Source organism: Bacillus sp. JZ39 (genome assembly GCF_053903145.1).
In genome coordinates this window covers 1,315,280-1,342,045 of the sequence record NZ_CP096389.1, presented here as the reverse complement: position 1 = coordinate 1,342,045, position 26,766 = coordinate 1,315,280, and the positions used below count along the sequence as shown (strand labels likewise).

At 45.6% G+C, this 26,766-nt stretch carries 29 protein-coding genes; 9 read left to right on the top strand and 20 right to left on the bottom strand.

Annotated features, from left to right (window positions below; translation table 11 throughout):
• Positions 1-159 precede the first annotated feature (159 nt).
• Positions 160-1,020, top strand: a complete 861-nt coding sequence (locus M1D65_RS07040; protein WP_041850918.1) for a dimethylarginine dimethylaminohydrolase family protein — start codon at positions 160-162, stop codon at positions 1,018-1,020.
• Positions 1,021-1,109: 89 nt separating this feature from the next.
• Complete coding sequence (gene pgl / locus M1D65_RS07035; protein WP_038829049.1) at positions 1,110-2,159, top strand: 6-phosphogluconolactonase; 1,050 nt, start codon at positions 1,110-1,112, stop codon at positions 2,157-2,159.
• 43 nt (positions 2,160-2,202) lie between these two features.
• On the opposite strand, the gene M1D65_RS07030 is transcribed toward pgl, so the two are convergent.
• From M1D65_RS07030 to proG, 10 genes are all read right to left on the bottom strand, one after another.
• Positions 2,203-3,192: an ABC transporter ATP-binding protein gene (locus M1D65_RS07030; RefSeq protein ID WP_041850919.1), complete on the bottom strand. Its 990-nt coding sequence runs from the start codon at positions 3,190-3,192 to the stop codon at positions 2,203-2,205.
• Between the two features lie 12 nt (positions 3,193-3,204).
• The gene (eepC, locus tag M1D65_RS07025; RefSeq protein WP_041850920.1) at positions 3,205-4,095 is read right to left on the bottom strand and encodes a gamma-D-glutamyl-L-lysine dipeptidyl-peptidase; all 891 of its coding nucleotides are present in this window, start codon (positions 4,093-4,095) and stop codon (positions 3,205-3,207) included.
• Positions 4,092-5,192: an L-Ala-D/L-Glu epimerase gene (gene ykfB / locus M1D65_RS07020; RefSeq protein WP_038829053.1), complete on the bottom strand. Its 1,101-nt coding sequence runs from the start codon at positions 5,190-5,192 to the stop codon at positions 4,092-4,094. Before ykfB ends, eepC begins: the two co-directional genes overlap by 4 nt.
• Positions 5,189-6,148, bottom strand: a complete 960-nt coding sequence (locus M1D65_RS07015; RefSeq protein WP_049139772.1) for a S66 peptidase family protein — start codon at positions 6,146-6,148, stop codon at positions 5,189-5,191. Before M1D65_RS07015 ends, ykfB begins: the two co-directional genes overlap by 4 nt.
• Before the next feature lie 87 nt (positions 6,149-6,235).
• Complete coding sequence (gene dppE / locus M1D65_RS07010) at positions 6,236-7,885, bottom strand: dipeptide ABC transporter substrate-binding protein DppE (protein ID WP_072174130.1); 1,650 nt, start codon at positions 7,883-7,885, stop codon at positions 6,236-6,238.
• 2 nt (positions 7,886-7,887) lie between these two features.
• Positions 7,888-8,895, bottom strand: a complete 1,008-nt coding sequence (dppD, locus tag M1D65_RS07005; protein WP_015715751.1) for a dipeptide ABC transporter ATP-binding subunit DppD — start codon at positions 8,893-8,895, stop codon at positions 7,888-7,890.
• 4 nt (positions 8,896-8,899) lie between these two features.
• Positions 8,900-9,862: a dipeptide ABC transporter permease DppC gene (gene dppC / locus M1D65_RS07000; RefSeq protein WP_014476568.1), complete on the bottom strand. Its 963-nt coding sequence runs from the start codon at positions 9,860-9,862 to the stop codon at positions 8,900-8,902.
• Between the two features lie 5 nt (positions 9,863-9,867).
• Positions 9,868-10,794: a dipeptide ABC transporter permease DppB gene (gene dppB / locus M1D65_RS06995; protein ID WP_003245446.1), complete on the bottom strand. Its 927-nt coding sequence runs from the start codon at positions 10,792-10,794 to the stop codon at positions 9,868-9,870.
• 16 nt (positions 10,795-10,810) lie between these two features.
• Positions 10,811-11,635: a D-aminopeptidase DppA gene (dppA, locus tag M1D65_RS06990; protein WP_014479576.1), complete on the bottom strand. Its 825-nt coding sequence runs from the start codon at positions 11,633-11,635 to the stop codon at positions 10,811-10,813.
• Positions 11,636-11,763: 128 nt separating this feature from the next.
• Positions 11,764-12,582, bottom strand: a complete 819-nt coding sequence (gene proG / locus M1D65_RS06985; protein WP_015715750.1) for a pyrroline-5-carboxylate reductase ProG — start codon at positions 12,580-12,582, stop codon at positions 11,764-11,766.
• A gap of 168 nt (positions 12,583-12,750) precedes the next feature.
• On the opposite strand from proG, the gene htrA reads away from it, so the two are divergent.
• Positions 12,751-14,109 (top strand): serine protease HtrA, encoded by a 1,359-nt coding sequence (gene htrA, locus M1D65_RS06980; RefSeq protein WP_015715749.1) that lies wholly within the window; start codon positions 12,751-12,753, stop codon positions 14,107-14,109.
• A 519-nt stretch (positions 14,110-14,628) separates the two neighbouring features.
• On the opposite strand, the gene M1D65_RS06975 is transcribed toward htrA, so the two are convergent.
• The 4 genes from M1D65_RS06975 to M1D65_RS06960 all read right to left on the bottom strand — a co-directional run bounded on the left by M1D65_RS06975 (position 14,629) and on the right by M1D65_RS06960 (position 18,984).
• Entirely contained in the window at positions 14,629-15,600 is a 972-nt protein-coding gene (locus M1D65_RS06975) for a glycosyltransferase family 2 protein (protein ID WP_015715747.1), read from the bottom strand.
• 11 nt (positions 15,601-15,611) lie between these two features.
• A complete protein-coding gene (locus M1D65_RS06970) occupies positions 15,612-17,780 on the bottom strand; it encodes a glycosyltransferase family 39 protein (RefSeq protein WP_456270823.1) in 2,169 nt (722 codons plus the stop codon).
• A 7-nt stretch (positions 17,781-17,787) separates the two neighbouring features.
• The gene (locus tag M1D65_RS06965) at positions 17,788-17,934 is read right to left on the bottom strand and encodes a hypothetical protein (protein ID WP_154818083.1); all 147 of its coding nucleotides are present in this window, start codon (positions 17,932-17,934) and stop codon (positions 17,788-17,790) included.
• 99 nt (positions 17,935-18,033) lie between these two features.
• A complete protein-coding gene (locus M1D65_RS06960) occupies positions 18,034-18,984 on the bottom strand; it encodes a ring-cleaving dioxygenase (protein ID WP_456270822.1) in 951 nt (316 codons plus the stop codon).
• Between the two features lie 388 nt (positions 18,985-19,372).
• On the opposite strand from M1D65_RS06960, the gene steT reads away from it, so the two are divergent.
• The 6 genes from steT (at position 19,373) to spoIISC (ending at position 23,845) form a co-directional block, all read left to right on the top strand.
• A complete protein-coding gene (steT, locus tag M1D65_RS06955; RefSeq protein WP_257986574.1) occupies positions 19,373-20,689 on the top strand; it encodes a serine/threonine exchanger in 1,317 nt (438 codons plus the stop codon).
• Between the two features lie 275 nt (positions 20,690-20,964).
• A complete protein-coding gene (locus M1D65_RS06950; RefSeq protein ID WP_003218470.1) occupies positions 20,965-21,582 on the top strand; it encodes a DUF47 domain-containing protein in 618 nt (205 codons plus the stop codon).
• Positions 21,583-21,594: 12 nt separating this feature from the next.
• On the top strand, positions 21,595-22,596 hold the full coding sequence (locus tag M1D65_RS06945) for an inorganic phosphate transporter (RefSeq protein ID WP_021479458.1): 1,002 nt from the start codon (positions 21,595-21,597) through the stop codon (positions 22,594-22,596).
• Positions 22,597-22,705: 109 nt separating this feature from the next.
• The gene (gene spoIISA, locus M1D65_RS06940) at positions 22,706-23,452 is read left to right on the top strand and encodes a toxin-antitoxin-antitoxin system toxin SpoIISA (protein WP_276353714.1); all 747 of its coding nucleotides are present in this window, start codon (positions 22,706-22,708) and stop codon (positions 23,450-23,452) included.
• Positions 23,452-23,622, top strand: a complete 171-nt coding sequence (spoIISB, locus tag M1D65_RS06935; RefSeq protein WP_003232646.1) for a three component toxin-antitoxin-antitoxin system antitoxin SpoIISB — start codon at positions 23,452-23,454, stop codon at positions 23,620-23,622. The genes spoIISA and spoIISB overlap by 1 nt, the downstream gene beginning before the upstream one ends.
• An 85-nt stretch (positions 23,623-23,707) precedes the next feature.
• Positions 23,708-23,845, top strand: coding sequence for a three component toxin-antitoxin-antitoxin system antitoxin SpoIISC (gene spoIISC / locus M1D65_RS06930; protein WP_276353716.1), 138 nt, complete (start codon positions 23,708-23,710; stop codon positions 23,843-23,845).
• A gap of 36 nt (positions 23,846-23,881) precedes the next feature.
• Here spoIISC and M1D65_RS06925 read toward each other — a convergent pair whose 3' ends face one another.
• From M1D65_RS06925 to M1D65_RS06900, 6 genes are read right to left on the bottom strand one after another with little or no spacing between them, the layout of a single operon-like run.
• Positions 23,882-24,775 carry an N-acetylmuramoyl-L-alanine amidase gene (locus M1D65_RS06925; RefSeq protein WP_015715742.1) on the bottom strand — a complete coding sequence of 298 codons (894 nt, stop codon included), beginning with the start codon at positions 24,773-24,775 and terminating at the stop codon, positions 23,882-23,884.
• 12 nt (positions 24,776-24,787) lie between these two features.
• Positions 24,788-25,051, bottom strand: a complete 264-nt coding sequence (locus M1D65_RS06920; protein ID WP_014479566.1) for a phage holin — start codon at positions 25,049-25,051, stop codon at positions 24,788-24,790.
• A gap of 12 nt (positions 25,052-25,063) precedes the next feature.
• The gene (locus M1D65_RS06915) at positions 25,064-25,333 is read right to left on the bottom strand and encodes a hemolysin XhlA family protein (protein WP_276353719.1); all 270 of its coding nucleotides are present in this window, start codon (positions 25,331-25,333) and stop codon (positions 25,064-25,066) included.
• 52 nt (positions 25,334-25,385) lie between these two features.
• A complete protein-coding gene (xepA, locus tag M1D65_RS06910; RefSeq protein WP_276353721.1) occupies positions 25,386-26,225 on the bottom strand; it encodes a phage-like element PBSX protein XepA in 840 nt (279 codons plus the stop codon).
• A 46-nt stretch (positions 26,226-26,271) separates the two neighbouring features.
• Positions 26,272-26,436: an XkdX family protein gene (locus tag M1D65_RS06905; RefSeq protein ID WP_014479563.1), complete on the bottom strand. Its 165-nt coding sequence runs from the start codon at positions 26,434-26,436 to the stop codon at positions 26,272-26,274.
• Entirely contained in the window at positions 26,433-26,762 is a 330-nt protein-coding gene (locus M1D65_RS06900; protein ID WP_032725528.1) for an XkdW family protein, read from the bottom strand. The genes M1D65_RS06905 and M1D65_RS06900 overlap by 4 nt, the downstream gene beginning before the upstream one ends.
• Positions 26,763-26,766: the final 4 nt, after the last annotated feature.

Below are 26,766 nucleotides of genomic sequence, written 5' to 3'. Positions count from 1 at the left end.
ACCTTTCTCCCCTTTGATGTCTGATCTTTTAGCTAAATGCACTTATATTCTCCTATTAAACAATATTCTCTTCCATTTGTCTAAAATTTAAAATGGTTTAATGATTTTCATGATGAGGGAATAATAAATGTATTCTTCACACTTTAGGAGGAAAAACAAATGGACGTATCCATCCCGAAATCTCAGCACAAAACGGTATGCCGAACGGAATACGGCACACTTCAGAAAGTGATCTTATGCAAACCTGAGCACATGACCATAAAAGATGTTATAAACGAAACACAAAAACATTTTGAAGATGACAATATTCATGTAAAAACCGCTAACGACCAGCACAGCCGCTTAGTGGAGGCACTTAGGTCACACAACGTTGAGGTCATCCTTTTACCCGTTCGCGACGGGCTCCCAGAGCAGGTTTTTACTAGGGACATAGGATTTGTCATCGGAGAAAAAGCCTTTCTGTCAAGCATGACTGAACCGATTCGCCAAGGAGAAGAAGCCGTTATAAAAGATTTTTTTCACAGCCAAGGTATCTCTTACACCCGCATGCTTGATACGAGTATTGAAGGCGGAGACGTCATTATCGATGATGACATTGTCTATGTCGGAATCAGCCAGCGCACCGACATTTCAGCTATCGGCCAGCTGGAAGAGGCACTTCCTGAATATACGATCGTTCCAGTGAAGCTTCATGAAAAATTTTTGCATTTGGACTGCGTATTTAACATTGTATCTGAAAGCGAAGCGTTAATTTATCCACAGGCCATTGAGCCAGATGCAGCCGATATGCTGGCAAAACGTTATGATCTTATTGAGGTGCCCGAGGACGAACAATTTACGCTTGGCACCAACATCCTTTCAATCGGAAAAAAAACGATCATCAGTCTCCCTGGCAACCGCCATGTCAATCAACAGCTATCGAAAAGAGGCTATCACATTATCGAAATTGACCTGTCAGAAATTATTAAATCAGGCGGCTCCTTCAGGTGCTGCACAATGCCGCTGATTCGAGGCGAATGAAGAATCTTCCCCTTTTTCATGTTTTGAACAGCTTATTTTATCAAGATACGTTAATATAGAGGTGACATCATTTTTAAGGGGGAAATCGCATGACAAAATACATAGGATATGTCGGGACGTATACAAAAGGCGGAAGCGAAGGAATTTATTCATTTGAGCTTGATACTGAGAAAAAAGCACTCAGCGAGCCAAAGCTGGCCGCTAAGCTGGGCAACCCGACATATGTGGCGCCGAATAAAAACAACACCATCCTTTATTCCATCGAAAAAGCAGACGGCCAAGGCGGAGTTGCTGCCTATCAAATCGATAAAAACAGCGGCGAATTGACATTTCTGAATCATCAGTTAATTGATGGCCCTTCGCCATGCCACGTAAGCATTGATGATCAAAATCAATTCGTCCTGACTGCCAATTATCACAGCGGGAAGGTACACGTTTTTCCGGTTCAGGAAGACGGCAGCTTGCAATCACCTGTTTCAGAGGCCGCTCACACAGGAAAAGGGCCGCACGAAAGACAAGAAAAACCGCATACACACTACGCGGGGTTCACACCTGAACACAATTATGTGGTAGCGGTTGATTTAGGTATAGATAAGCTGTACACCTATAAGCTGAAAGACGGCGTGTTGACTGAATCCGGAAGCCATTCCTTCGCTCCCGGTGCAGGACCTCGCCATATCGCTTTTCATCCGAAAGAAAAATACGCTTATGTCATGACAGAATTAAGCAATGAAGTGATTGCGCTTGAATACAACCCGACAGCCGGCGAATTTAGAGAAATCCAAGTCGTTTCTGCCATCCCTGATGATTTTACAGATAACAGCCAGGGAAGCGCAATTCATGTCACGCAGGACGGACGTTTTGTTTATGTCGCAAACCGCGGCCATGACAGTATCGCCGTATTTGAAGTGAATCAATATTCAGGAGAGCTGGCTTTCGTAGAAAGAGTGTCGACAGAAGGAAACTGGCCTCGTGACTTTGTACTTGACCCAACGGAAGGGTTCCTCGTTGCTTCAAATGAAGAAACAGGCAACCTTGTCTTGTTTGAAAGAGACAAAGAAACCGGCCGATTGACACTCCTCCCATCAACGGTTTCTGTCCCTTACCCGGTTTGTGTAAAGTTTTTACATCAAGTATAAAACAAATGGAGTGGCTCTAGTAAAAAGGAGCCACTCTTTTTATTTATCTCACTTTTTCCTTCGTTTCAGCATTTCGATACAAATGGCAAGCGACAAAACGGCCGGGTTCAATTTCTTGAAGCTGGGGACGAGATTCTCCACATTCAGGCATCGCCTCCGGACAGCGGGTACGAAACACGCAGCCGCTTGGCGGATTGACCGGGCTCGCCAGCTCTCCTTTTAAGAGAATACGCTCACGCTTGTCCTCCAATTCAGGATCTGGAATCGGAATCGAGGACAAAAGCGCCTTTGTATAGGGATGGAGCGGTTCACGATACAAGGTGCCGCTCTCTGTAATTTCCATCATGTGTCCTAAGTACATAACACCGATCCTGTCACTGATATGCTTCACCATCGAAAGATCATGGGCAATGAATAAAAACGTAAGCCCTTTCTCTTTTTGAAGCCGCTTCAGCAGGTTGACCACCTGCGCTTGAACAGAGACATCAAGTGCAGAAATCGGTTCGTCCGCCACGATAAATTCAGGATTCAGCGACAGTGCTCTCGCAATCCCGATTCTTTGCCTTTGCCCGCCGCTGAATTCATGCGGATAACGGCTGCCAAAATCGGGGTGAAGCCCAACTGCCTCAAGCAGCTCGTCCACGACGAGAAGCCGCGCTTTATGGGTATTGTAGAGATTGTGAATCTCCATCGGCTCCAAAATAATTTCTCGAACGGTCATGCGCGGGTTAAGTGAAGCATAAGGGTCCTGAAAAATCATCTGCAGTTTGCGGTTGAAGGCAAACTGCTCTTTTTCACTCAGTGCATGAAGATTTGTGCCGCGGTATGTCACGCTTCCTTCTGTCGGCTGATAAAGGCGCATCAGCACTCTCCCCAAGGTTGATTTCCCGCACCCTGATTCCCCGACTAGCCCGAACGTTTCTCCTTCACGAATCTGAAAGGTGACCCCGTCGACGGCTTTGACTGTCCGCTTTTTCCCTGCGTCAAAATGCATTTTCAGCTGGCTGACCTCTAATAAAGGCAGTGGCGTCATTTGTCTCCCTCCTTATTCTGAAAAACAGCGGCGCACCGCACAAAGTTCTTTTTCATAGGTTGTGTCTTTTAATGTAATGATTTCGATTGATTTTCCTGTCTTTGGAGAATGAAGCATTTTCCCGCCGCCAACGGAGAGACCGACGTGATGAATCGCTCCTTTTCCTTCCTCATAAGCAAAAAACAGCAGGTCACCGGCTTTCATATCATCAAGCGGGACACCCTTCCCCGCCTTAGCCTGATCTCCCGCATCACGGGGGATGCTGTATCCATTTGCCTTAAATATACTGTACATAAATCCGGAGCAATCAAACCCAAACCCGCTGATCCCTCCCCACAGGTAGGGAAGGCCAAGGAAAAACGCACCCGTTTGAATGATGTCTTCAGCAGTCCCTTTCTGTTGGCTGACAGGCACTGCATCACTTTGCTTCACAAACCTTTCTCCCAAAACGGTCGAAACCTTAAAATATCCGTTTTCTTTTGCAATGAAGGGGAGAACCGTCAAAAAGCTTAATTCGATCTCCTTTTCCCCATTGCTTCTGTACAAAAAGGCAGCAGGTTTGCTGATCATCACATCGTGTTGTGAATGGATGGGCATAGATTTTGCCAGCTGGTACTTTTTCATCCAACCCGGGTATCCGCGCGGATCCTTTCGGGATGGCTGGCTAGGCACGATCACAGAAACCCATTCCCCCTGTTCCGCCGTCACAAGTACCTTTTCGCCAAAGAGAACCTGAGTTTGGATTACATTGTCTGTACATAATCCAAGCCGTTCATCATACGTCATGCGCTCCAGCCAGTCTCTGATCCTTACAGTCGGTTGAAGCATGAATTGATCAGACGGACGCGGTGAATCAGGCGCTGTCCAGATGTTGGCCACTGCTGATATGACAGTGTGCATCATTGCTCTTTTCCCCCTTTCAAAAGCGCAGTCCCGGTGATTCCGAGGCCCGGTTTGCCAGGCATCGAAATCGTGCTGCCGCTATATGTTATGCCGCCTTTGAATACATCTGTTTTCAGCATCAGCGGCGCGTCAAAATCAAAGCGTGTGATGTTTCTCTTGCTTGCCGCAAAATGCGCCGCGGCCGTAATGCCCAGCTTCGTTTCGATCATGCTGCCGACCATACACTCCACCCCGCAGGCCTCCGCCATGGCATTAATTTTCTCTGCTCCGCTGATGCCGCCCGCTTTCATCAATTTAATATTGATCAAGTCTGCGCTCCGGGTTTGCAGAACTTCGAACGCCTGGCGCGGTGTAAAAACACTTTCATCAGCCATAATCGGCGTATCTGTTGCATCTGTCACCTTTTTAAGCCCAGCGAGATCATCTTTATGGACAGGCTGCTCGACAAGCTCAATGCCTAGACCCGCATCCTCCATTTTCCGAATGGCAGTTACCGCTTCCTTCGGCGTCCACCCCTGATTAGCGTCTAAACGCAGTTTCACAGCTGATCCGACACGTTTTCTGATTTCCTGGATACGGGCAATATCTGTTGCAATATCATCTTTTCCGACCTTTATTTTCAGCGTTTGAAAGCCTTGTTTGAGATAATTCTCGGCATCAGCTGCCATCTCTTCAGGTGAGTTGACACTGACGGTATAATCTGTTTCCAGCGTATCTCGATATCCGCCAAGCATTTGATAAAGCGGCAGCCCGCACATCTGCGCCCAGCCGTCGTATAGCGCCATTTCTACAGCAGCCTTCGCGCTCATATTTCCTGTAAGAAGATGCTGGATGTCGTGCAGAATGGCCTCACAGCCGGACAGGCTTTTTCCAAGCAATGCCGGCTTCAACACATGGTGGATGGCACTTTCAATGCTATCCATGCTGTCTCCTGTAATCACTAACGTCGGGGGTGCTTCTCCCCATCCGACTGCACCGCTGTCATAAGTAATCCTTACTATGACTGATTCAGCCGTATACACAGTGCGAAGCGCGGTTTTAAACGGCTTTGTCAGCGGGACAGCGATTCGGCTTGTTTCGATTCGAATGATTTTCATGTCTTCAGCGCCCCTTCTGAAACGCCTGCCTCTATTACGACTGTTTTTTCTGCTGTATTCATAGCAGCTTTCGCACCGATCGGAACGGCAATACTTGGCGAGCAGTGGCCGATTTTAAATCCTCTCAGAGCAGGCCTGCCCGCAGAAATAATATAGTCTTCCAGCACCTGCTCAAGCGAGAGAGACTTCTCTCGCTTCACCGGGACACAATTGTGAAAATCACAAACTAGAATTCCCGCAGCGTCCGTCAGCTTCCCCGCCATTTTCAGCTGATTCAGCATCCGGTCGATTTGATAAGGCTCCTCGTCAATATCTTCAATAAACAGAAGCTTTCCTCTCGTATCAATTTCAAATGGCGTGCCCAGTGTAGACGTCAGCAAAGACAGATTTCCCCCGACAAGCTCGCCTTCCGCTTTTCCAGGAACAAGCGTGGTCAGCGGAGAAAGCTCTTCTGTATAGGTGAATTCCGTCTCCTGGAAGAGCTGCTTATATGACGCTTTTGTCAGCGGGTGAACGTCGTCAAGGCCAATATCCGAGCTGAGCATTGGGCCATGGAAGGTGACAAGACCTGTGTTTTGATGAATGGCAGTATGTAAAAACGTAATATCGCTGTATCCCCAAAAGATTTTAGGGTGTTTGCGGATCAAGCTGAAATCAATGCCCGCGGCGATACGTCCTGTCCCAAAACCCCCGCATGCGCACAACACTGCTTTTACCTCCTCGTCTCTGAACATCTCATGGAGATCTGCCAGCCGCTCATCATCCTGTCCCGCTAAATAGCCGTGCTGGTTTTTCAGCGCCTTGCCCAGCTTTACCTGAAGACCGAGCTCTTCTAAAAATAAAAGCGCGGTGTCAAGCTTTTTTGGATCCGGCGGACTTGCGGGCGCGATCACTCCGACTGTATCACCCTTTTTCAGCGCTTTCGGCTTGTAATTCAACGAAAACACTCCTTTCATTTGCTCTGCACCCTACGTATACGTGCAAGAAAGAGAAAAAATACCGCTCCTTCGCATAAAGAAGCAGTATTTCCTCAATCACCGCCATCAGTTTTTATCTGCCCATTTTAAATCGATATAGCCGACAGGGTGACGGACAATTCCTTTTACTTGTTCATTTTGCAGGTGAACCTGATTATAAAAATAAACCGGAATGATCGGCGCTTCATTGATGAGCAGCTCTTCAGCTTGATGCATAAGAGAGAACCGTGTTTTTTCATCGGCTTCATTTTTCGCCTGTTTGATCAGCTGATCGTATTCTTTATTGGCCCAGCCTGTGCGGTTCATCGAATTTCCCGTTTGAAAGGCTTCCAGAAAACTGATAGGGTCCGCGTAATCAGGCAAAAATGAGCTTTGAGAGAATTGGAATTTCAGCGCTTTTTGATCCTCTAAAAATACGTTCCATTCCATATTGGCCAGCTTTACATCGACTCCAAGGCTATTTTTCAATTTTTGCTGAATAGCTTCGGCAATCTTTTTATGCTCCGGCTTTGTGCTGTAAGTAAGCGTGATCGCAGGAAGCTTATTATAGTTTTCTTCCTTCATGCCCTTTTCGAGCAGCTGCTTCGCTTTGCTTTCGTTAGGCTTGATCAGGTCTCCGCCTGCTTCACGGAAATCTTTGCCGTCAGGCTGCGTAAACCCAGGCGATACAAAGGCGCGCGCCGGTTTTTCATTATTTTTCGTGACATACTTTACAATTTCCTCTTGATCCACAGCCATCGCAAAGGCTTTTCTGATGTTTTCATTTTGAAACGGCTCCATGTTGACATTAAATCGATAGAAATAGAGACCCGCCTGGTCAACAATATTGACGTTATCCTGATCAAGCAGCTGATCACTCAACTCAGCAGGGACATAAGCGGTATCAAGTTCCCCTGATTGAAACATCTGGTAATCTGTATTTCTGTCACTGACCATCGCCCATTTCACCTTATCAAGTTTCACTGTATCTTTATCCCAATACGTGTCGCTTTTCTCCATTGTGATGCTGTCATCATGCTTCCATTCCGTCAGCTTAAACGGGCCGTTTCCGACAAATGTATCCGCCTCAGCAAACCACTTTGGATTGTCTTTATCGACCTTTTCATTTACCGGAAAATACGCGGGATTGGACACAACGCTCAGGAAATATTTTTGCGGTGCTTCCAGTGTAACTTCAAGGGTTCGATCATCCTTTGCCGTCACCTTCACATCGTCTTTTTTCCCTTTCCCGCTGTTATATGCTTCGCCGCCTTCAATAAAATAACCTAGGAATGCCGATGAAGCGCCTTTTTTCGGATCAAGCATCCGCTTCCACGCGTATTCGAAGTCTCCGGCTGTTACAGGATCTCCGTTTGTCCATTTCGCATTTTCCCGAATCGTAAATGTGTAAGTTTTATTATCTTTCGAAACAGACCATTTCTCCGCCATTGCCGGCTCGGGCTCATGATCTTTGCCAAGACGCGTCAGCCCCTCCATGATGTTATTTAACGGCTGCCATGACACATTATTAAAGCCGATCGGCGGATCGAATGAAGTCGGTTCATTTTCATTATTTACATACAGCACCTTTTCTCCGCTGGTTTTTGCCTTATCATGACTGCCTTCTTTTCCGGCCTGTTCATTTGCTGTGCACCCCATCAGCGCAAACGAAAGTCCTAATGCAAGACCCATGCCCCATAGTTTTTTCACTCGTTTCATCCTCTTCCCCCTTTTCATGTTCAATCCTTCGCATCCCCTGACAGCACCGCATGCTCTGCTCGTTGATCCTGCAGCCAGCAGTTGACGGTGTGCGAGTCAGATCTGATCGTCTGGCCCGGGTACACCCTGTCACACACAACCATCCTGTTCGGACAGCGGGCGGCAAACGGGCAGCCCGGCGGAGGCGAAAATAAATCCGGCGGCGTTCCGTCGATTGGGATCAGCTCAGCGCCATCTAAATCCAGCCGCGGAACTGAAGCCAGCAGTCCTTTTGTATAAGGGTGCTGCGGCTGATAAAAAATATCTTTTCTCGTGCCGATTTCCGCGATTTTCCCGGCATACATGACTGCGACTCTGTCAGCTACCTGGGCAACGACCCCTAAATCATGTGTAATCAGAATGACAGACACATTCGTTTTTCTCTGAATCTCTTTAAACAGCTCTAAAATCTGTGCCTGAATGGTTACATCTAGGGCGGTGGTCGGTTCATCCGCAATTAAGATGTCAGGCTCGCAAATCAGCGCCATCGCAATGACAATCCGCTGTCTCATGCCGCCGCTGAATTGGTGGGGATATTGCTTTAGGCGCTCTTCGGGATCTGGAATACCAACCAATGACAGCATGGAAAGCACCTCTTTCCGTGCCGCTTTTTTGCTCATTTTTTTGTGGCGCAATAGCGCTTCCCCCAGCTGGTCGCCGACAGTCAGCGTAGGGTTTAACGCCGTCATCGGGTCTTGAAAAATCATAGAAATGTCGGCTCCCCTGATACCTCTCATTTCTTTGTCAGAGAGACGGCAAAGGTCTTTGTTTTTAAATAGAATGCTGCCGTCTGTCACCTTCGCCGAATAAGGCGGAAGCAGGCCCATGATGCTTTGGGAGGTAACGCTTTTGCCGCAGCCGGATTCGCCGACGATCGCAAAGGTTTCTCCTTGATACAAATCAAAGCTCACCCCTCTGACCGCCTGAACCGTCCCGCCGTAAGTCGTAAAAGACACGTGCAGATTTTGGACTGACAGAACTTTTTCCATACAGCTACCTCCTCAGCTTAGGGTCAAGCGCATCCTGCAATCCGTCCCCCAGCACATTAAACGCGTACATCGTCAGAGATATGAAAAAGGCCGGAAAAAACAGGCGCCACCAATGCCCAGATAAAATCGTAGGCAGGCCGTCATTCGCCATCACGCCCCAACTTGCAAACGGAGCCTGTATGCCGAGGCCGAGAAAGCTTAAAAATGATTCTGCGAATATGGCGGCAGGTACGGTTAATGTCATTTGTACGATGATCGCTCCCATAGTATTCGGCAGCAAATTCTTTCGGATGATGCGAAAGGTTTTCGCGCCAAAGGTTTTCGAGGCGAGTACATATTCATAATTTTTAATCTGAAGCACCTGGCCTCTTACAATTCTCGCCATGCCGACCCACCCGGTCACAGTCAGCGCCACAATAATAGTGCCCAGTCCCGGTCCCATGAGCACCATCAGCAAAATGACAACAAGCAGGTACGGCAGGCCGTACAGCACTTCGATAATCCGCATCATAATGCTGTCAATCCTGCCGCCTTTATAGCCGGCAACGCCTCCGTAAATGACACCGATCAAAAAATCAATCAGTGCTGCCATCACGCCGACAAACAACGAGATTCTCGCGCCATACCATGTTCGGGTAAACACATCCCGGCCGAGTTCATCGGTGCCGAACCAATGATCGGCTGAGGGCGGAAGATTTTGTTCTGTCAGCGATTGGCGTACGACACTATGGGGCGATAAAAAGGGCCCGATAACTGCCATGACAAAAAGAAATAAAAGAATAAAGAGTCCGGCCATCGCTAATTTATTTTTTTTCAGCCTCCTCCAGGCATCCTGCGTGTATGATAAACTCGGCCGCTTGACCGAATCGGCTTCCCGATTTTTTTCCTGATTCGAGACAAACCACTCATCAGGCACCTGATTGTGCTGTTCTGGCTGGCGTTCATCCGTTTGTACAGGGAGATTCACACGCTTCACCCTTTCTTATGCAGTTTAATGCGCGGGTCTAAGAGACCGTAGGCCAAATCGACCAAAAACAGCATGATAATCAGAATGACGCTGTAAAAAACGGTCGTTCCCATAATCACGGGATAGTCCCGCTGATTAATGCTTTCAACAAAATATTTTCCCATTCCCGGAATGGCAAAGATTTTTTCAATGACAAAGCTTCCTGTTAAGATGCTGGCGACGAGTGTGCCCAGGACGGTAATGACGGGCATGAGTGCATTTCTGAGTGCGTGTTTTACGATAATTTTGAACGGAGAAAGCCCTTTTGCTTTTGCTGTGCGGATATAATCCTGTGTCAGAACTTCAACCATGCTCGAGCGTGTCAGCCTGGCAATGATCGCCATTGGCCCTACAGCAAGCGCTGCGGTCGGAAGCACCATATGAATCGGGCTCGTCCATGTCGCAGCGGGAAATAGTTTGAGATTGACAGCAAATTGCTGAATGAGCAATGTTGCCAGAATAAAATTCGGGATGGAGATGCCGAGTACTGCAAGACTCATCGCGGCGTAGTCCAAAAAGCCATTGCGGCGGAGTGCAGCGATTACGCCCAGCACCAGCCCAGAAATCACAGCAATGACAATCGCTGTCATCCCAAGCTCAAAGGAAACGGGAAATCCGCGTTCCAGCATATCATTTACGCTGTCCGACGGTTTTTTAATTGAAGGTCCGAAATCGAATGTAATGATGGATTTTAAGTAGAAAATGTATTGGAAAATGAGAGGATCGTCTAAGTGATAGTAGGCTTCGAGATTTTTTTGAACGGCTTCATTTGTGCCTCTCTCCTCGTTAAAAGGAGATCCGGGAATGACCTTCATGAGAACAAAAGTCAGGGTGGTAATCACCAAAATCGTAGCTGCCATTGCCCAAAAACGCTTTATCATGTATCGCGCCAAAGCCTAAAACACCCCTTTAGCAGAATGATGTCCGCATCGCAAGCTCAGTCATGACAAGCATCGCCTGATAGGCTTCAAGCATGTCCTTCGCCTGAAATTGAACGGTTGTAGTTCCCGTCTTGATTTCCGTTCCCGGCATCAGATTCGCCCATTCTGCTTGGCCATAATTGGCGAATTCAATGCTCAGAACCGGCCTGTCAGGCGGGGTGAGCGGCTTGACTTTGTCCTTGTTTTGCAGGGCAAACGCAGTTTTTTCTGTCAACAGCCGTCCGGCTTTCGCAGGGGACAAGCACTTCACTGCGGATCTTGAAATGGTTTGTTTGACTGCGGCTGTCGTCACGTTCGGGATAAGCTCTTCCGCTTCCTTCGCCGCCCGGTCATCCCCGGCTACCATTAATACCGGGACATCATAATAACCGGCAACGTATGCATTTAATCCAAGCTCACCGACAGGCCGATCGTTTATGTAAAAATGACGGACGCCGAAAATCATGCTGTGTGACATGACACCAGGAGTCGAGGCTCTCGCATGATAACCGAGAAACAAAGCGCCTGTAAACGTATCATCCAGTCCCTCCACCATTGAAAATGGTTTGACGTCACCAGAAATCAAGTCTGCTTCAGGGTGAAGCTTTTCAACCATCAGATTATTCATCTTCGAATGACTGTCATTGACCAGCACCTCGGTACACCCGCTGTTAAACGCTTCAGCAATACAGTAGTTTGCTTCTTCAGTCATGATAAGCCGTCCGCGTTCATAATTCCGCTTGCCGGAATCCACAAAGGTATCGTCCGGAAGACCCGAAATACCTTCCATATCTACTGACATGTACAATTTCATAACGCTCCTCCTTTTTTACTAAATTATGAATATTCTAACAAATTATATTAAAAAAAGAGGAAAAATGCAATATAACTGGGGAAAATCTCAACCACTCAGTGATAAAAAAAGAATCCTCTTTCAAGGATTCATATCTGTTTACCAACCTGTTCTGTAAGCAGTTCATATTTTTTCAGGGTTCTTTCAAACACCTCATCAAAAACGTCCGGCACAGAGGCGCGTATCACCTCAGCTCCCTCTCCCGTTATTCCGCCTTTGGTTGCGACACGTTCCAGCGTCTCCTCGAAAGACATATTTTTTTCGATCAGCATCTTGCCAGTTCCGTATAGCGAATGAATCAGAAAATCAAAGGCTTCTTCTTTGGACAGACTGCTGTTTCTGACGGCAGACAGTGCCAGTTCTTCGAAGATTGCAGCTATGAATCCCGGTGCCGAGCTCGTTAAATTGCTGGCCGCATCAACATTCGATTCTTTGATTTCTCGTACACGGCTGAAAACCGATAACAATTCATTCAGATGCTCTTTCTTCTCCGCAGCCAGTGCTTCACTGTGAACGACAAGTGAGATGCCAGCTTCTGCTTCGGACGTAATGGCAGGAATAACACGTGAGATACCCGCTTCTGTTTCTGCCTCCAAAAGACGCAGCGGCACACCGGCAGCTATGGATACGATGTGAGTATTTCTGTTCACATACGGGTGCAGACGGCGCATTGTTTCGATGACATGGAGCGGCGGGACGCATATCAAAATCAATTGGCACGTATTTGCCCAATTCTCCAACGGATCAGCCGATACGTTTGGATAATCTGACATGAGTGCCCGCAGCCGCTCCCCCTTCGTTCTCGTCTCAATAAATAGCTCATTCTCTTTTATTTGTTCATGTTTCAACAGCTGTCTGGCGATCATATCCGCCATGCTGCCATATCCAATCAATCCAATCTGTTCCATCGACTCAGTCCTTTCATATACAATATGAAGTGTACCGTTTTCCGCACTTTTTCACAATTTCCCATAATCTTTTCATTTTTATCCCACAGTTTTTGTTTATGATAAACTCAAGTCATAAACCTATCAATATAAATAGACATGTGAAAATAGAGAAACGGAGTGAACATGATGGATAACTATCGTGATGAAAACAGAACGAAAGGTAATGAGAATGAGGTCTTTTTAACGAAAGAGAACGATCAGAGCACCTCCTACTCGGCCCGCAATGTCATTCATGATCAGGAGAAGAAAAAACGAGGATTCGGATGGTTCAGACCGTTGCTTGGCGGAGTGATCGGCGGCAGTCTTGCCCTTGGCATTTACACGTTTACACCGCTTGGCGACCATGATTCTCAGGACACTGCAAAACAATCATCCAGCCAGCAGCAAACGCAATCTGTTACAGCAACAAGCACCTCCTCTGAATCTAAAAAAAGCTCATCAAGCTCAAGCAGCTCATCTGCATTCAAGAGCGAGGACTCTTCTAAAATCTCAGATATGGTAGAAGACCTTTCACCAGCGATTGTCGGCATTACAAATCTTCAGGCACAATCAAACAGCTCTTTGTTCGGCTCTAGTTCTTCTAATTCCAGCGAAGATACAGAAAGCGGTTCAGGGTCAGGTGTCATTTTCAAAAAAGAGAATGGCAAGGCTTATATCATTACAAATAACCATGTCGTAGAAGGGGCATCATCACTGAAGGTATCTTTATATGACGGCACTGAGGTTACTGCAAAGCTGGTAGGCAGTGACTCGTTAACTGATTTAGCCGTCCTCCAAATCAGTGATGACCACGTCACAAAAGTGGCAAACTTCGGTGATTCATCTGATCTCAGAACAGGCGAGACCGTTATTGCGATTGGGGATCCGCTTGGAAAAGATCTGTCCCGCACAGTAACACAAGGAATTGTTAGCGGCGTGGACAGAACGGTTTCAATGTCTACATCAGCCGGCGAAACGAGCATTAACGTCATTCAGACAGACGCAGCAATTAATCCAGGTAACAGCGGCGGTCCTTTGTTAAATACAGACGGCAAAATTGTCGGCATTAACAGTATGAAAATCAGTGAGGATGATGTTGAGGGCATCGGATTTGCCATTCCAAGCAATGACGTAAAACCGATTGCTGAAGAACTGCTCTCTAAAGGACAAATTGAACGTCCATATATCGGTGTCAGCATGCTTGATCTGGAACAAGTGCCGCAAAATTACCAAGAAGGCACACTCGGCCTGTTCGGCAGCCAGCTGAATAAAGGTGTTTACATCCGTGAGGTCGCTTCAGGCTCTCCTGCTGAAAAGGCCGGATTAAAAGCGGAGGATATTATCATCGGCCTAAAAGGTAAAGAAATTGATACAGGCAGTGAATTGCGCAATATCTTATATAAAGACGCAAAGATCGGTGATACCGTTGAAGTGAAAATTCTCCGAAACGGCAAAGAAATGACGAAAAAAATTAAACTTGATCAAAAAGAAGAGAAAACTTCGTAAAACATAATGCCTCAGGCCGCAAAAGCGGTCTGAGGCTTTTTATTAGATAAAAGACCTAATTGTTCTATGAAACTTTCTGACGAGATATCCGTATATCATACAGATTGACATCATTCTCATCAGATGCTAGAAACATCGTTTGCCAGGAGGCATGAACATGAAAACCGTGGGACTGAGTATGATCTGCGCAGGATTGGCTTTTCTTTTAACTGAGCTTTCTTCTCTCTGAATCGACGTTGACGTGGGGAATTGTATTGGGTACCAGTATTCTATTAAACATAACTGGTATGGCTTTAATCATGCGTTTCTTAAAAGCCCCCCCAATCTAACAGCTGACATGCAGCAAAGCCGATGACGAAATCTTTAAGTTTTGCTGTTTTTATTTCAGCATGACTGAACCGCAGTACAAGCTCACAATCTCTTCTTTACCCAATTTCCATATATCTATCAGCATCTTTTGCTTTAGATCGTGCGCAGAGCATAAAAACCCCCTGTCCGTAACGGACAGGGGGTTTAAGGTTATGACATATGCTGGTCTCTATAGAGTCTTTTATTTTCAATTCCATACGATTTTTGGACGATGTAAAGCGGCCTGTCTTTGGCTTCATCGTAGATTCTGCCGATATATTCGCCGATCACGCCCAAAATCAGAAGGACAATGCCGCTGAACAGGAGCTGGATCACAATAAGTGATGACCAGCCGGTAATCGTGCTGTCTGTGAATAGCTTCAGATACAGCACGATAAACATATACAGAAATCCAGCACCTGACATTAAAATCCCCGCATAGCTTGCCAGCTTCAGCGGTTTATGTGAAAATGTCGTGATGCCGTCCATTGACAGCTTCAGCATTTTCTTGAGCGGGTACTTTGTTTCTCCGGCGAGCCTTTCATCACGTACATACTCGACCGCTGTCTGTTTAAAGCCCACCCAGCTGACTAGCCCTCTGACAAATGGATTTTTTTCTTTTAATCTCTTCATTTCATCACAGACTTTTCTGTCCATGAGACGAAAATCCCCCGTATCAATCGGGATATCAATATCTGTCATACCGCTGAGAAGCCGGTAAAACATAGCCGCGGTTTGTTTTTTGAAAAAGGTTTCCCCTTTTCGTTTAGTCCGCACGGCGTACACGACCTCATAGCCTTCCTTCCACTTTTCAATCATATCTAAAATCAGTTCAGGAGGGTCCTGCAAATCGGCGTCAATGACGACGATTGCATTCCCCTGTGCATAATCCATACCCGCTGTAATGGCGATCTGGTGTCCAAAATTCCTTGAAAAATCAATAATTTTCACTCTCGGATCGATCAGGCTGTGCTCTCTTAAAATCTCAATACTGCGGTCTTTGCTGCCATCGTTGACAAAAAGCAGCTCGTAGTTTTCCTTCGTTTGATCCATGACCTCTTTTAAGCGCTGATAGGTTTCATGAATGACAAGCTCTTCATTATACACAGGTACAACAATTGAATATTGAATATGTCTGCTCATGTTTTTGCCTCCTATTCATCAGCATGTAGTTCGTATAATGTTGCTGACTGATTCATTCCGCCAGGTCCGCCCATTTTTCCGTTTTTACCTGAAGCCTTGCTGCTTGATGTATCAGCTGAATCAGTATTTTCTGTTTTTTGATCAGCACTTGATTGCCATTTTTCTGATGCTACTTCTTTTCCATTTTTCTCAACCCATTCAACAATGTCATTGTTTCCGCCTCTTCCCATTCCAGAAGCCAAGAAGTATTTCACTTTTCCTTCTTTTACAAGTTTTTTGAATTGAGTCAGTGTGATCGCCGGGTCAGAACCGCTGTATCCGCCAATAGCCATGACAGCTTTTTTCGTTTTAATGATATATGGTGCCGCTGTGTTCGAATCGGTTGTGGCGAATAAGTATTCAGCTCCGGAGTTATTCTCCTCTAGATATTTGATCAGTTTTTCATTTACAGTCGCATCAGACATTCCCATGCCTTTTCCGCTCATTGATGCGAGCTGAGGGCCTGTTTCAGGCAGTGAGCTGTTGCCTCCGTACAGAAGCGGTGTACTTGCCCAATAAATCGGCATCACCAGCAATGCGAGGAGAGCTGCAAGTGAAACATAATAACTGAACGGTTTTTGGCGCTGTTTTAACAACAGCAAAGCAATCGCTGACAACACGCCGATAACACCTACACCGATGCTCCAGCCTGCACTGATTTGATCGTTGTAGTTTCTGAGAATAAACAATTCAAATCCAGTTGTCGCAATAATTGCTCCCGGCAAAAGCCATGCTTTCCAGCCTGTCTGATTGCGGTACAGATGAACAAGAGCAACCCACCCCGCACCGACAAGAGCCGCAATCGGCGGTGCCAGCATGATGAGATAATAATGATGGAAAAATTCTGCGACACTGAAGAATCCGGCAATCGGTACAAGCCACGCAACCCAGAACACCGTTTCCTTCTGCTCTATAGATAATCTTCTTCTTTCTCTTGCGCCAGCGATCAGTAAGCCTGCGATTCCAAATATCGCAAATGGCAGAAGCCAGCTGATTTGATCAGATAACTCTTGTTGGAAAAGCCGCAGTGGACCAGGTGTTCCCGTTCCAAACATCCCTGAACCTGATTGCATTTTCGAACCGGTTCCTGTACCGCCTTTCCCTCCGTCTCCGCCGGGTCCGCCTTGGCCGCCATCTCCGCCGCTTGGAGGGCCTCCTTGACCGCCGCTTGGCATTTCTCCTCCGCTTGGCATTTGGCCATTGGATGGAGGTGCCGTCATATTGCCATTTGAGGATTTACCATCATTTGATGAGCTGCTGCTTGATGACTGATTAGGCGGTGCTTGAGTGTTATCAGAAGAAGACATTTCTTTTGAAGCGTCTTTGTTTGGCGCACCCTGGACGCCGCCTGAATTTTGGCCTGTCAGCCGCTGAATCCCGTTATATCCGAAAGCCAATTCCAAAACAGAGTTGGTTTGGCTGCTTCCGATATAAGGCCGCTTGCTTGCAGGGATATTGTCGACAATGAGCGGCCACGATAACGAAACGGCTGCTAATACGGCTAACGCACTTACCAGCGAAATGATTTTTTTCTTCACCGCGGCATTTGCCGCAATCAAATAGAACAATAGGAAGGCCGGTAAAATCATGTAAGCCTGCAGCATTTTTGTATTGAAACCTACTCCAACAACGAAAAACGCCGCTAACAGCCAGATCAGCTTTCCTGTTCTGATCGCTTTAAAGAGAAGCCATGTAGCAAGCAATAAGAAAAATACCAGTAATGCATCAACATTGTTTGTACGTGCTACAGCTACAGCTATCGGCGTACATGCCATTACAAATGAGGCAATACGCGCCGCCGTTTTTCCGAATGTCGGCTTTATCAGCAAGTACATAAGAAGGACTGAACCTACACCCGCCAATGCCTGAGGCAGAATGACGCTCCACCCGTGCATACCGAATATCAGTGCGCTGATCGTTTGGATTTGGTATGTAACAGGCGGTTTATCCACTGTTATAAAGCCGGCAGCATCGAACGAAGCATAAAAGAAATTATGAAAGCTTTGCATCATACTTGTAACTGCCGCGGTGTAATAAGGATTCACCGTGTCGTCCTTCCAAATGTTATAGATATTTAAGAATGCAGATGCGAGCAAAATGAGGAGGAGGACGATATCCAGCTCGCGTTTTTTCTTTTCCACTTATTTTTCACTCCTTTTTGTCTAACTTTGAAATAGTGTAACAAGCAAATATGAATAAACTATTAATAAACAAAGACAATATTTTTGCCGAGGTCATTTCATGCCAATCACCCATATTTGCAAAGGGTTTTAAGCCATTTCTCCCAATAAGCATCTGATATTTCCTCCCTAATAAGGCATGCTGTTTAGGTCAAAATTAATTATGGTAATAAAAAAAGCCTTCCGGCACGCCGGAAGGCAAATGAATCACAATTTACTGGATCGGTTTCAATTTTGCTTCAATTTCAGCTCTTCGATGCTCAAGATACGGCGGAAGAGCGATCGTTTGGCCAAGCTCATCAAGATTTTCATCTACCATAAAGCCCGGTCCGTCTGTTGATAACTCGAATAAAATGCCGTTTGGTTCTCTGAAATACAGCGCCTTGAAATAGTAGCGCTCCACAATGCCTGAATTGCTAAAGCCTTCGCGGCTGATGATCCGGTGCCACCCGGCAAGTTCTTCTTCATCTCTTACCCGAAATGCGACGTGGTGGACACTTCCTTTGCCTTGACGCTCGCGCGGAAGATCGTTTCTTTCTATTAAATGGATTTCCGTTGCAGCACCACCTTCTCCTGATTCCAAAATAACGGCGGTTCCTTGCCCTTCGACTGGTTCACGGCTGATTTCTGTAAATCCAAGAATATTCGTCAATACGTGTAAGGTTGGTTCAGCATATGGCACAGTCAGTTCAACCGGCCCTAACCCGCGAATCGAAAATTCTTCCGGTATGCCGCTCTGTTTAACAGGCAGGCCATATCCTTTTCCTTCCTCATCAGCAGTCAGCACAAGTCGCTGCCCTTCATGATCTTGAAATGCCAATATGTCACGTCCGGCTCTTTTGGAAATGCCGCTGTGCGTCACTTGCTGCTCTTCAAAACGTTCTTTCCAGTAATGCAGGGCTTCTGTGCTTGGGACGCGCAAACCAATAGAAGAAATACTGTTTGTTCCCGCATGAAACGGTGCAATGCGGGGAATCTCGAAAAACGTCAGCTCAGTTCCCGGGTTTGCCACTTCATCTCCGTAGAACAGATGGTACATTGTCGGTTCATCCTGATTGACGGATTTTTTGACGAGCTTTAATCCTAATACTTTCTTATAGAAATCCAAGTTTTTTTGTGCGTCGGCCGTTAATGCCGATACGTGGTGAATGCCGTTAACTTTCATATGCTGTCCCTCCAGGTTATTTTATCTCGATTTCGAGATATCATATCATAATTGTATATTTATTGTTCTAATAACAAAGTATTTTATTCGCATGAGAAAGTCAACATATCAGCTTCACCGAAGGTTCGTTCATTTTCTGAATTCTCATCTCCCCTCTGTACTGGCTAAAATCCTAATACAGAAAACACGAACTTTACAAATAAAAATCATGAAGTTTATTCGCTTATAGATTGTTAAAACAGGTGTTTCCACAGTTTTATCTGCTGTACACAAAGCAAATTTCTAAAATCAGAAAATTTATTTTATTTCACTTTTCTAAAATAGGGTTTACAATATGAAAAAATAGATTCTTCAACATGAAGCTTCAACATCATAGGAGGTTAAGGACATGCATACTGAAGACAACGGTTTGAAAAAAGAGATAGGCCTCTTGTTTGCCCTTACTCTTGTCATCGGAACCATTATCGGTTCTGGTGTTTTTATGAAGCCCGGCGCTGTGCTTGCTTATTCAGGTGATTCAAAAACGGCGCTTTTCGCCTGGCTGTTAGGCGGTATTTTAACACTTGCGGGCGGTTTGACAATCGCGGAAATCGGAACGCAGATTCCAAAAACCGGCGGGCTTTATGCGTACCTTGAAGAAGTGTACGGCGAGTTTTGGGGATTTTTGTGCGGCTGGGTGCAGATTATCATTTACGGTCCAGCGATTATCGGCGCGCTGGGTTTATATTTTGGATCTTTAATGGCGAATCTTTTCGGCTGGGGATCTGGACTATCAAAAGTCATTGGAATCATAGCAGTTCTCTTTTTATGCGTCATTAATATTATTGGTACAAAATATGGTGGTTTTGTCCAAACGCTGACAACGATCGGAAAACTGATTCCGATTGCCTGCATCATCATCTTTGGTCTTTGGAAAGGCGATCAGCACATCTTCACAGCAGTAAACGAAAGCATTTCCGATATGAACTTCGGAGCAGCCATTTTGGCTACACTGTTTGCTTACGACGGATGGATTCTTCTGGCCGCTCTCGGCGGAGAAATGAAAAATCCCGAAAAGCTGCTGCCGCGTGCAATGACGGGCGGGTTATTAATTGTAACGGCGATCTATATTTTCATTAATTTTGCATTGCTCCACATCCTGTCAGCGAACGAAATTGTCACGCTTGGTGAAAATGCGACAAGCACCGCGGCAACCATGCTGTTCGGGTCAATTGGCGGAAAGCTGATCAGTGTAGGGATTATCGTCAGCATCTTTGGGTGCTTAAATGGAAAGGTGCTTTCTTTCCCGCGTGTTTCATTTGCAATGGCGGAACGCAAACAGCTTCCTTTTGCTGAAAAACTGTCACATGTACACCCGTCGTTCCGCACACCATGGATTGCGATTTCTTTTCAAATTGCTTTGGCTTTGATTATGATGCTGATCAGCAACCCTGATAAGCTCTCAGAAATCTCCATTTTCATGATCTACATCTTTTATGTGATGGCCTTTTTTGCAGTGTTTATTCTCCGCAAGCGAGCAAAGGGAAAAAAGCGCGCCTACAGTGTTCCGCTTTATCCATTTATGCCAATTCTGGCAATCGCGGGCTCCTTCTTTGTGCTAGGCAGCACACTCATTACAGATACAATGAGCTGCGGATTATCCATCCTCATCGGCCTTGCCGGACTGCCTGTTTATTACGGGATGAAAAAACGAAAAGCAAGCTGATAAAACGGTTCCCTTGTTTAGGGAACCGTTTTTTGGTGAAACAGAAGATAAAAGTTGACAGGAAAAACACAACTTTTGATATACTTTTTACGTTAAGCAGAAAGTTTTTGCAAACTTGGGTCGTTTTTTTAAAGCGAAGTAGGTCAAAATAAGGAGACACGATTTATCAAAAAAGTCAAGATACGTTTTTTTCGACTTTACCTGTTTTTTTTCGACAAAAGGCTATATAATAATTTGATGTGTGCATTGTTCATTCAAACTATGGAGGGTTTTTAATGATAAGAAGAAAAAAAGATAAGTTCTCACTCCTTTTAACAGAAATTGCAAAGAACATAGACGAAACTGCAGAATATTTTGTGAATTTTAAGGTCACTAACCAAACGACTCTTAAAGAATTTGCAGATACGTTAAAGGAATATGAAACAAAAGGTGACAATCATGTTCATGTCATGATTAAAGAGCTTAACAAAGCGTTCATCACTCCTATTGAGCGCGAAGATATCCTTCAGCTGACAAACAGCTTGGATGATGTGCTTGACGGAATCGAACATTTCTCTGCCATGATGGAGATTTTCTCAATTACTTCATCAGACGAGCATATCGATAAATTCAGCGGATACATCAGAGAATGCGCGAAAGAGATTTTGATTACGATCGAGCTGCTGGCAGAAAATCGCTTAAAGGATATTCAGCCTCACGCAATCAAAATAAAAGAGTATGAGCACAGCTGTGACAACTTGCACAGAAAATCATTAAAGAATCTTTTCGGAAATGAAACAGACCCAATCAAAGTCATTCAATATCGTGAAATTTACGAAACGCTTGAAGAAATCGCCGACTCTTGTCAAAGTGTTGCCAATAATCTTGAAACCATCATTATGAAAAACGCGTAACGAGGGGTAAAAATGGATATTCTATTAATATTAACGATACTAATAGTCATTTGTGCTCTGGCGTTTGATTTCATCAACGGGTTTCATGATACGGCAAACGCAATTGCGACTTCAGTATCAACAAAAGCGTTGAAACCGCGCCATGCCATTATATTGGCGGCTGTGATGAACTTTATCGGAGCAATGACGTTTACAGGTGTTGCCAAAACCATTACGAAAGACATCGTAGATCCTTATACGCTGGAAAATGGCTCTGTTGTCATTTTGGCTGCGCTACTCGCTGCAATTGCCTGGAACCTTATCACATGGTACTACGGTATCCCAAGCAGCTCATCCCATGCCATCATCGGCGCTATTGCCGGTGCAGCCATTGCGGCAGCCGGATTTACAGCGTTAAACTATAAGGGCTTCATTAAAATCATTGAAGCACTGATTCTATCACCAATTATTGCCTTTGTCCTTGGTTTTATTCTTTATAGCATCGTTAAGCTGATTTTCAAAGACAGCAACTTGGCGAAAACGAATAAGCAATTCCGCAGAGTGCAGATTGTAACAGCTGCCCTGCAATCGTATACACACGGAACAAACGATGCGCAAAAAGCAATGGGAATTATCACAATGGCTCTCATCACAGCGAATTTACATACTTCTGCTAATGATATTCCTACCTGGGTGCAATTCGCCTGCGCGACAGCCATGGGTCTCGGAACATCAATCGGCGGCTGGAAAATCATCAAAACCGTTGGCGGAAAGATCATGAAAATCCGTCCGGTAAACGGTGTTTCCGCTGACTTAACCGGAGCAGCCATTATTTTCGGCGCCACGTTTATTCATTTGCCGGTCAGTACAACCCACGTCATTTCTTCATCAATTCTTGGCGTCGGTGCGTCCCACCGCGTAAAAGGCGTAAACTGGGGTACGGCCAAGCGAATGCTCATTACATGGGTCATCACGCTTCCGATTTCAGCGACACTTGGTGCCATCGCCTACTTTATTTTAAATATGATATTTTAACGTCACACCGCTTCTGTCAAAGGAGCGGTTTTTTTGATGGAACAGGAAAACCATCCGGATCTCTCGAATACAATAAGCAGAACCTATTTCAGATGTGAGGGATTCGAATATGGTTTTATTCTTTCAGATCATGGTCTGGTGCATCGTGGCCGGACTGGGGTTATACGTGTATGCCACGTGGCGTTTCGAAGCGAAGGTCAAAGAAAAAATATCCGCCATCCGGAAAACTTGGTATTTGCTGTTTGTTCTGGGCGCTATGGTATACTGGACATATGAGCCCACTTCCCTATTTACCCACTGGGAACGGTATCTCATTGTCGCAGTCAGTTTTGCTTTGATTGATGCTTTTATCTTCTTAAGTGCATACGTCAAAAAACTGGCCGGCAGCGAGCTTGAAACAGACACAAGAGAAATTCTTGAAGAAAACAACGAAATGCTCCACATATACCTTAATCGGCTGAAAACATACCAATACCTATTGAAAAACGAACCGATCCATGTTTATTATGGAAGTATAGATGCTTATGCTGAAGGCATTGATAAGCTGCTGAAAACCTATGCTGATAAAATGAACTTAACGGCCTCTCTTTGCCACTATTCGACACAGGCTGATAAAGACCGGTTAACCGAGCATATGGATGATCCGGCAGATGTACAAACACGTCTCGATCGAAAGGATGTTTATTACGACCAATACGGAAAAGTGGTTCTCATCCCTTTTACCATCGAGACACAGAACTATGTCATCAAGCTGACGTCTGACAGCATTGTCACGGAATTTGATTATTTGCTATTTACGTCATTAACGAGCATATATGATTTGGTGCTGCCAATTGAGGAGGAAGGTGAAGGATAATGGAACGTGCGTTTCAAAACAGATGCGAGCCCAGAGCGGCGAAGCCGTTTAAAATCCTGAAAAAACGTTCAACCACCAGTGTCGCAAGCTATCAAGTCAGTCCGCATACAGCAAGAATCTTCAAAGAAAACGAACGGCTGATTGACGAGTATAAACGAAAAAAAGCATGATCACACTAAAAGGACAAGGGAAAACAGCTCTTGTCCTTATTCCTTTTATTAAAGGGTGACATATAATAAATACAAACAGAGGATAATGTCAGGTGATATAGTGAAAAAATTGGTGAGGCGTGTGAAGTTTGTTGATTACGGAAGGTTTGGGCTTTCCGGGTACTCGCTTCGGGTGAGGGAGCGCAGTGCTGGAATTATTAAAAAGTTGAAGAAGAAAAAATAAATCCCGGAGCAGCTCCGGGATTTTTGTGGTCTGTGATCAGCTTAATTGCGCTGCGATCTTCGCTTTCGTCGCAGGTCCGTAAATACCGTCGGCAGTCAGGCCGTTAACAGACTGAAAACGCGCGACTGCGTCAGCTGTTTTCGGGCCGTAAATGCCGTCAATTCCGTTGTTGACAGCGCCTTTATCTGGGTAAAAATACAGAGCCGCAAGTGCTCGTTGCACCTGAAAGACGTGTTCTCCTGAGGTATAAGGTGTTGTCAATTGAATGATACCATCAGGGAGCGGATAGAGCTCGGGTTCTTCAGTGGACGATGGAGCACTTACAATTAATACTTGACCAACGCGAATAAGATTCGGGTCTTCGATATTGTTCCACTCTTGCAGCTGAGCAACCGTAACACCAAATGCTCTCGCTATGGATGTGAGCGTGTCGCCCTGTTTCACGACGTAAGTTTGGCTGCCGCCTCCCCCAATTCCTGCTTTGAACGAATCCCACGTATCTAACAATTTTCGCGGACATTCCTTCCCTGACCAATACTTATGAGGGACGACATTGGCGAGACTGATATTTTGTTCAGCCATTAATGTTTTGATGAGCCACTGGGCATTTGCTGTTGCTTTTTCAAAATCGCCATCGGCATTTTCGCAAATTTCAATTCCGATAGAAGCCCGGTTGCCGCTGCCATTTCCGTCTCCCGCATGCCAGCCGTTTTCATTCAAAGGCAGATGCTGATAAATTTCTGTATCATCAACTGTAAAATGCCAGCTTGTCGTCGTATCAGGATTTTTCAAATAGCGGGCATGCGCTGCAGCATCTGCCCCTACTGCGGTATTCGCTGTATTGTGCACCGTAATGTAGAGCGGCGTCATTGCGTAGCCTGGACGGTTATTTGCGCCAACCGGAATAAAGTCTTGAATAATGTTAACCATTTTCATCTCTCCTTATTTCGTCAGATTATTGTCCCTTAACAAGTCGCGCTGTTTTTTTCCTTTTTCTGTTATATAGTTGTTTTTAAACCAAGCGGCAAGTGTCGTTCCAATTGTAAATGCAATGGAACCGGCTGAATAAAGGGCGTCAGCGAGCTGATTGACCTGCTCCTCCTGAATGTCCAATGGTGATTTGCCGAGCATCAGCATGGTCTGGTTGATTAAAGCAATTAAAAGAAGCACCGTCCTGATGACCGTGCCCTTGTCAAACGTGTTCATGAAAATCCCCCTTTAATGCTGCAGCAGGCTGTACATAATGGCGATGGCTCCGCCAATGATGCCTGTAGACACTGCTGTAATGATGGCACCTGTGATGGTGCGTTTAATCCACGTGGTGTTTTCTTCAATTTTGTTTAATTTTTCGTTCAGCGTCATGATTTGCTGGTCTTGCCGGTCAGACACGCGTTCTAATGCAGAAACCCTCTGCTCAAGTGCTTTGTGCTCGCCTTTCATGTCTGCTAAATCTTGCTGAAACACATTCACATCTGTCTCTTGCTGCATCTCTCACTCCTCCTTCACATGCAGATCACCTCCCTTCCGAGGGCCGAGACTGTTATGAAACCGCGGTCCCTTTTACCGAAAGAGTACCGCCGGTGATACTGATAATCTCCATGATAATCTCCTTAAACCCTTTAATATCAAAGGCCCATGCCTCGGCTTTTCCTAATGTACTGGAGGCAGTGGTAGCATCATCAGTTTTCACGCCTCTGATCGGCAGTTTCTGTCCTGACACCGATTTGCCCCAAAATTTGACTTCGCTCATTTCTGCTGTGCCGTAGACTTCAACGAGTAAATGCACGGCACCGTCAACAGGTAAGGCAGTCCCCTCGCCGGCGGACTCTGCATTTTCATGAAAGACAAAGTCAAATGTTTTGCGAGCCTCGACTTTCAGCCGTCCATCGTGTGTTTGATTCTCCGCAAAGTCAATCTGTAAAGGCGTTTTTCCATTGACACGCACATCCATCTCACCCGCACCGACTGATTGGTATAATACAAACTCGGATTGCTGAAGATTCCCGTTCACATAGCGGAAGCGGTAATAGCGTTTAGAAAGATATACCCAGTCCGTCGCTGTCAGGACACCTGCTGCGACATTAACTGCTGCTGTCGTTGTCCAAACATTGTTGTTGTCGCTTTCTTCTATAAAGAGCGTACCTTCACGATCTGCATACGCCCAGCCCTTCACTTTCGAAATCAGAACTGCGCCAAGCCTGTCCTGCCCGAGCTGACTATATGCCTCAGTCGCCTTTAAGGAAGCATTTGTTAAAATCTCCGCTACGCCTGACAAATTCGAAACAGGTGTCACAAAATCATTTTTTCCTCCTCGATAGGGCTTTACAGCGCCGGCTTTTCCAGTCCTATCGAGAGGAAATTCATATTGATACTTCACCATCTTCATCCTCCTTTGATCTAAAAACAGGCAAAATAAAAAAGCCTTACTACATGGCTTTACCGGTAATTTCTTTATACTGGTCAGCTGTGATCAGCTTTTTGTTCACACCCTCTGCCAGATCCTCAATTGAACAGTCTTTATATGCTAATGCTTGTTTTACCATATCTGCTGTCGCCCACTCATAATAGAGGGCAAGCACCCAATAATTCATTCAGAGTAATCTCCTTTCAAAGAAAGTAGTGAAAGCTTAATACCTGCCAGCTCGCTTCCCAAAGTTTTGTTCAGCTCTTCAAGCTGCTTACGTGCCAACTTTTCCTGCGACAACTCCTGAGCGAGAAGCTCCACCTGATCGGGCGGCTCATACGGCGGGTTTTTTTGTGACTCCTCCCACCAGGATTCTAGTTCTGCCTGAGTCGGTAACGGCGCCCGGAGATTCCATTTCTCAATGTATGAACCGTTCCCGTCATTACGCAATTCAAAATCCTTTCTCGATACTGCGTTTGGATACTTGTACATAATGGCATCATATAAGATCATAAAG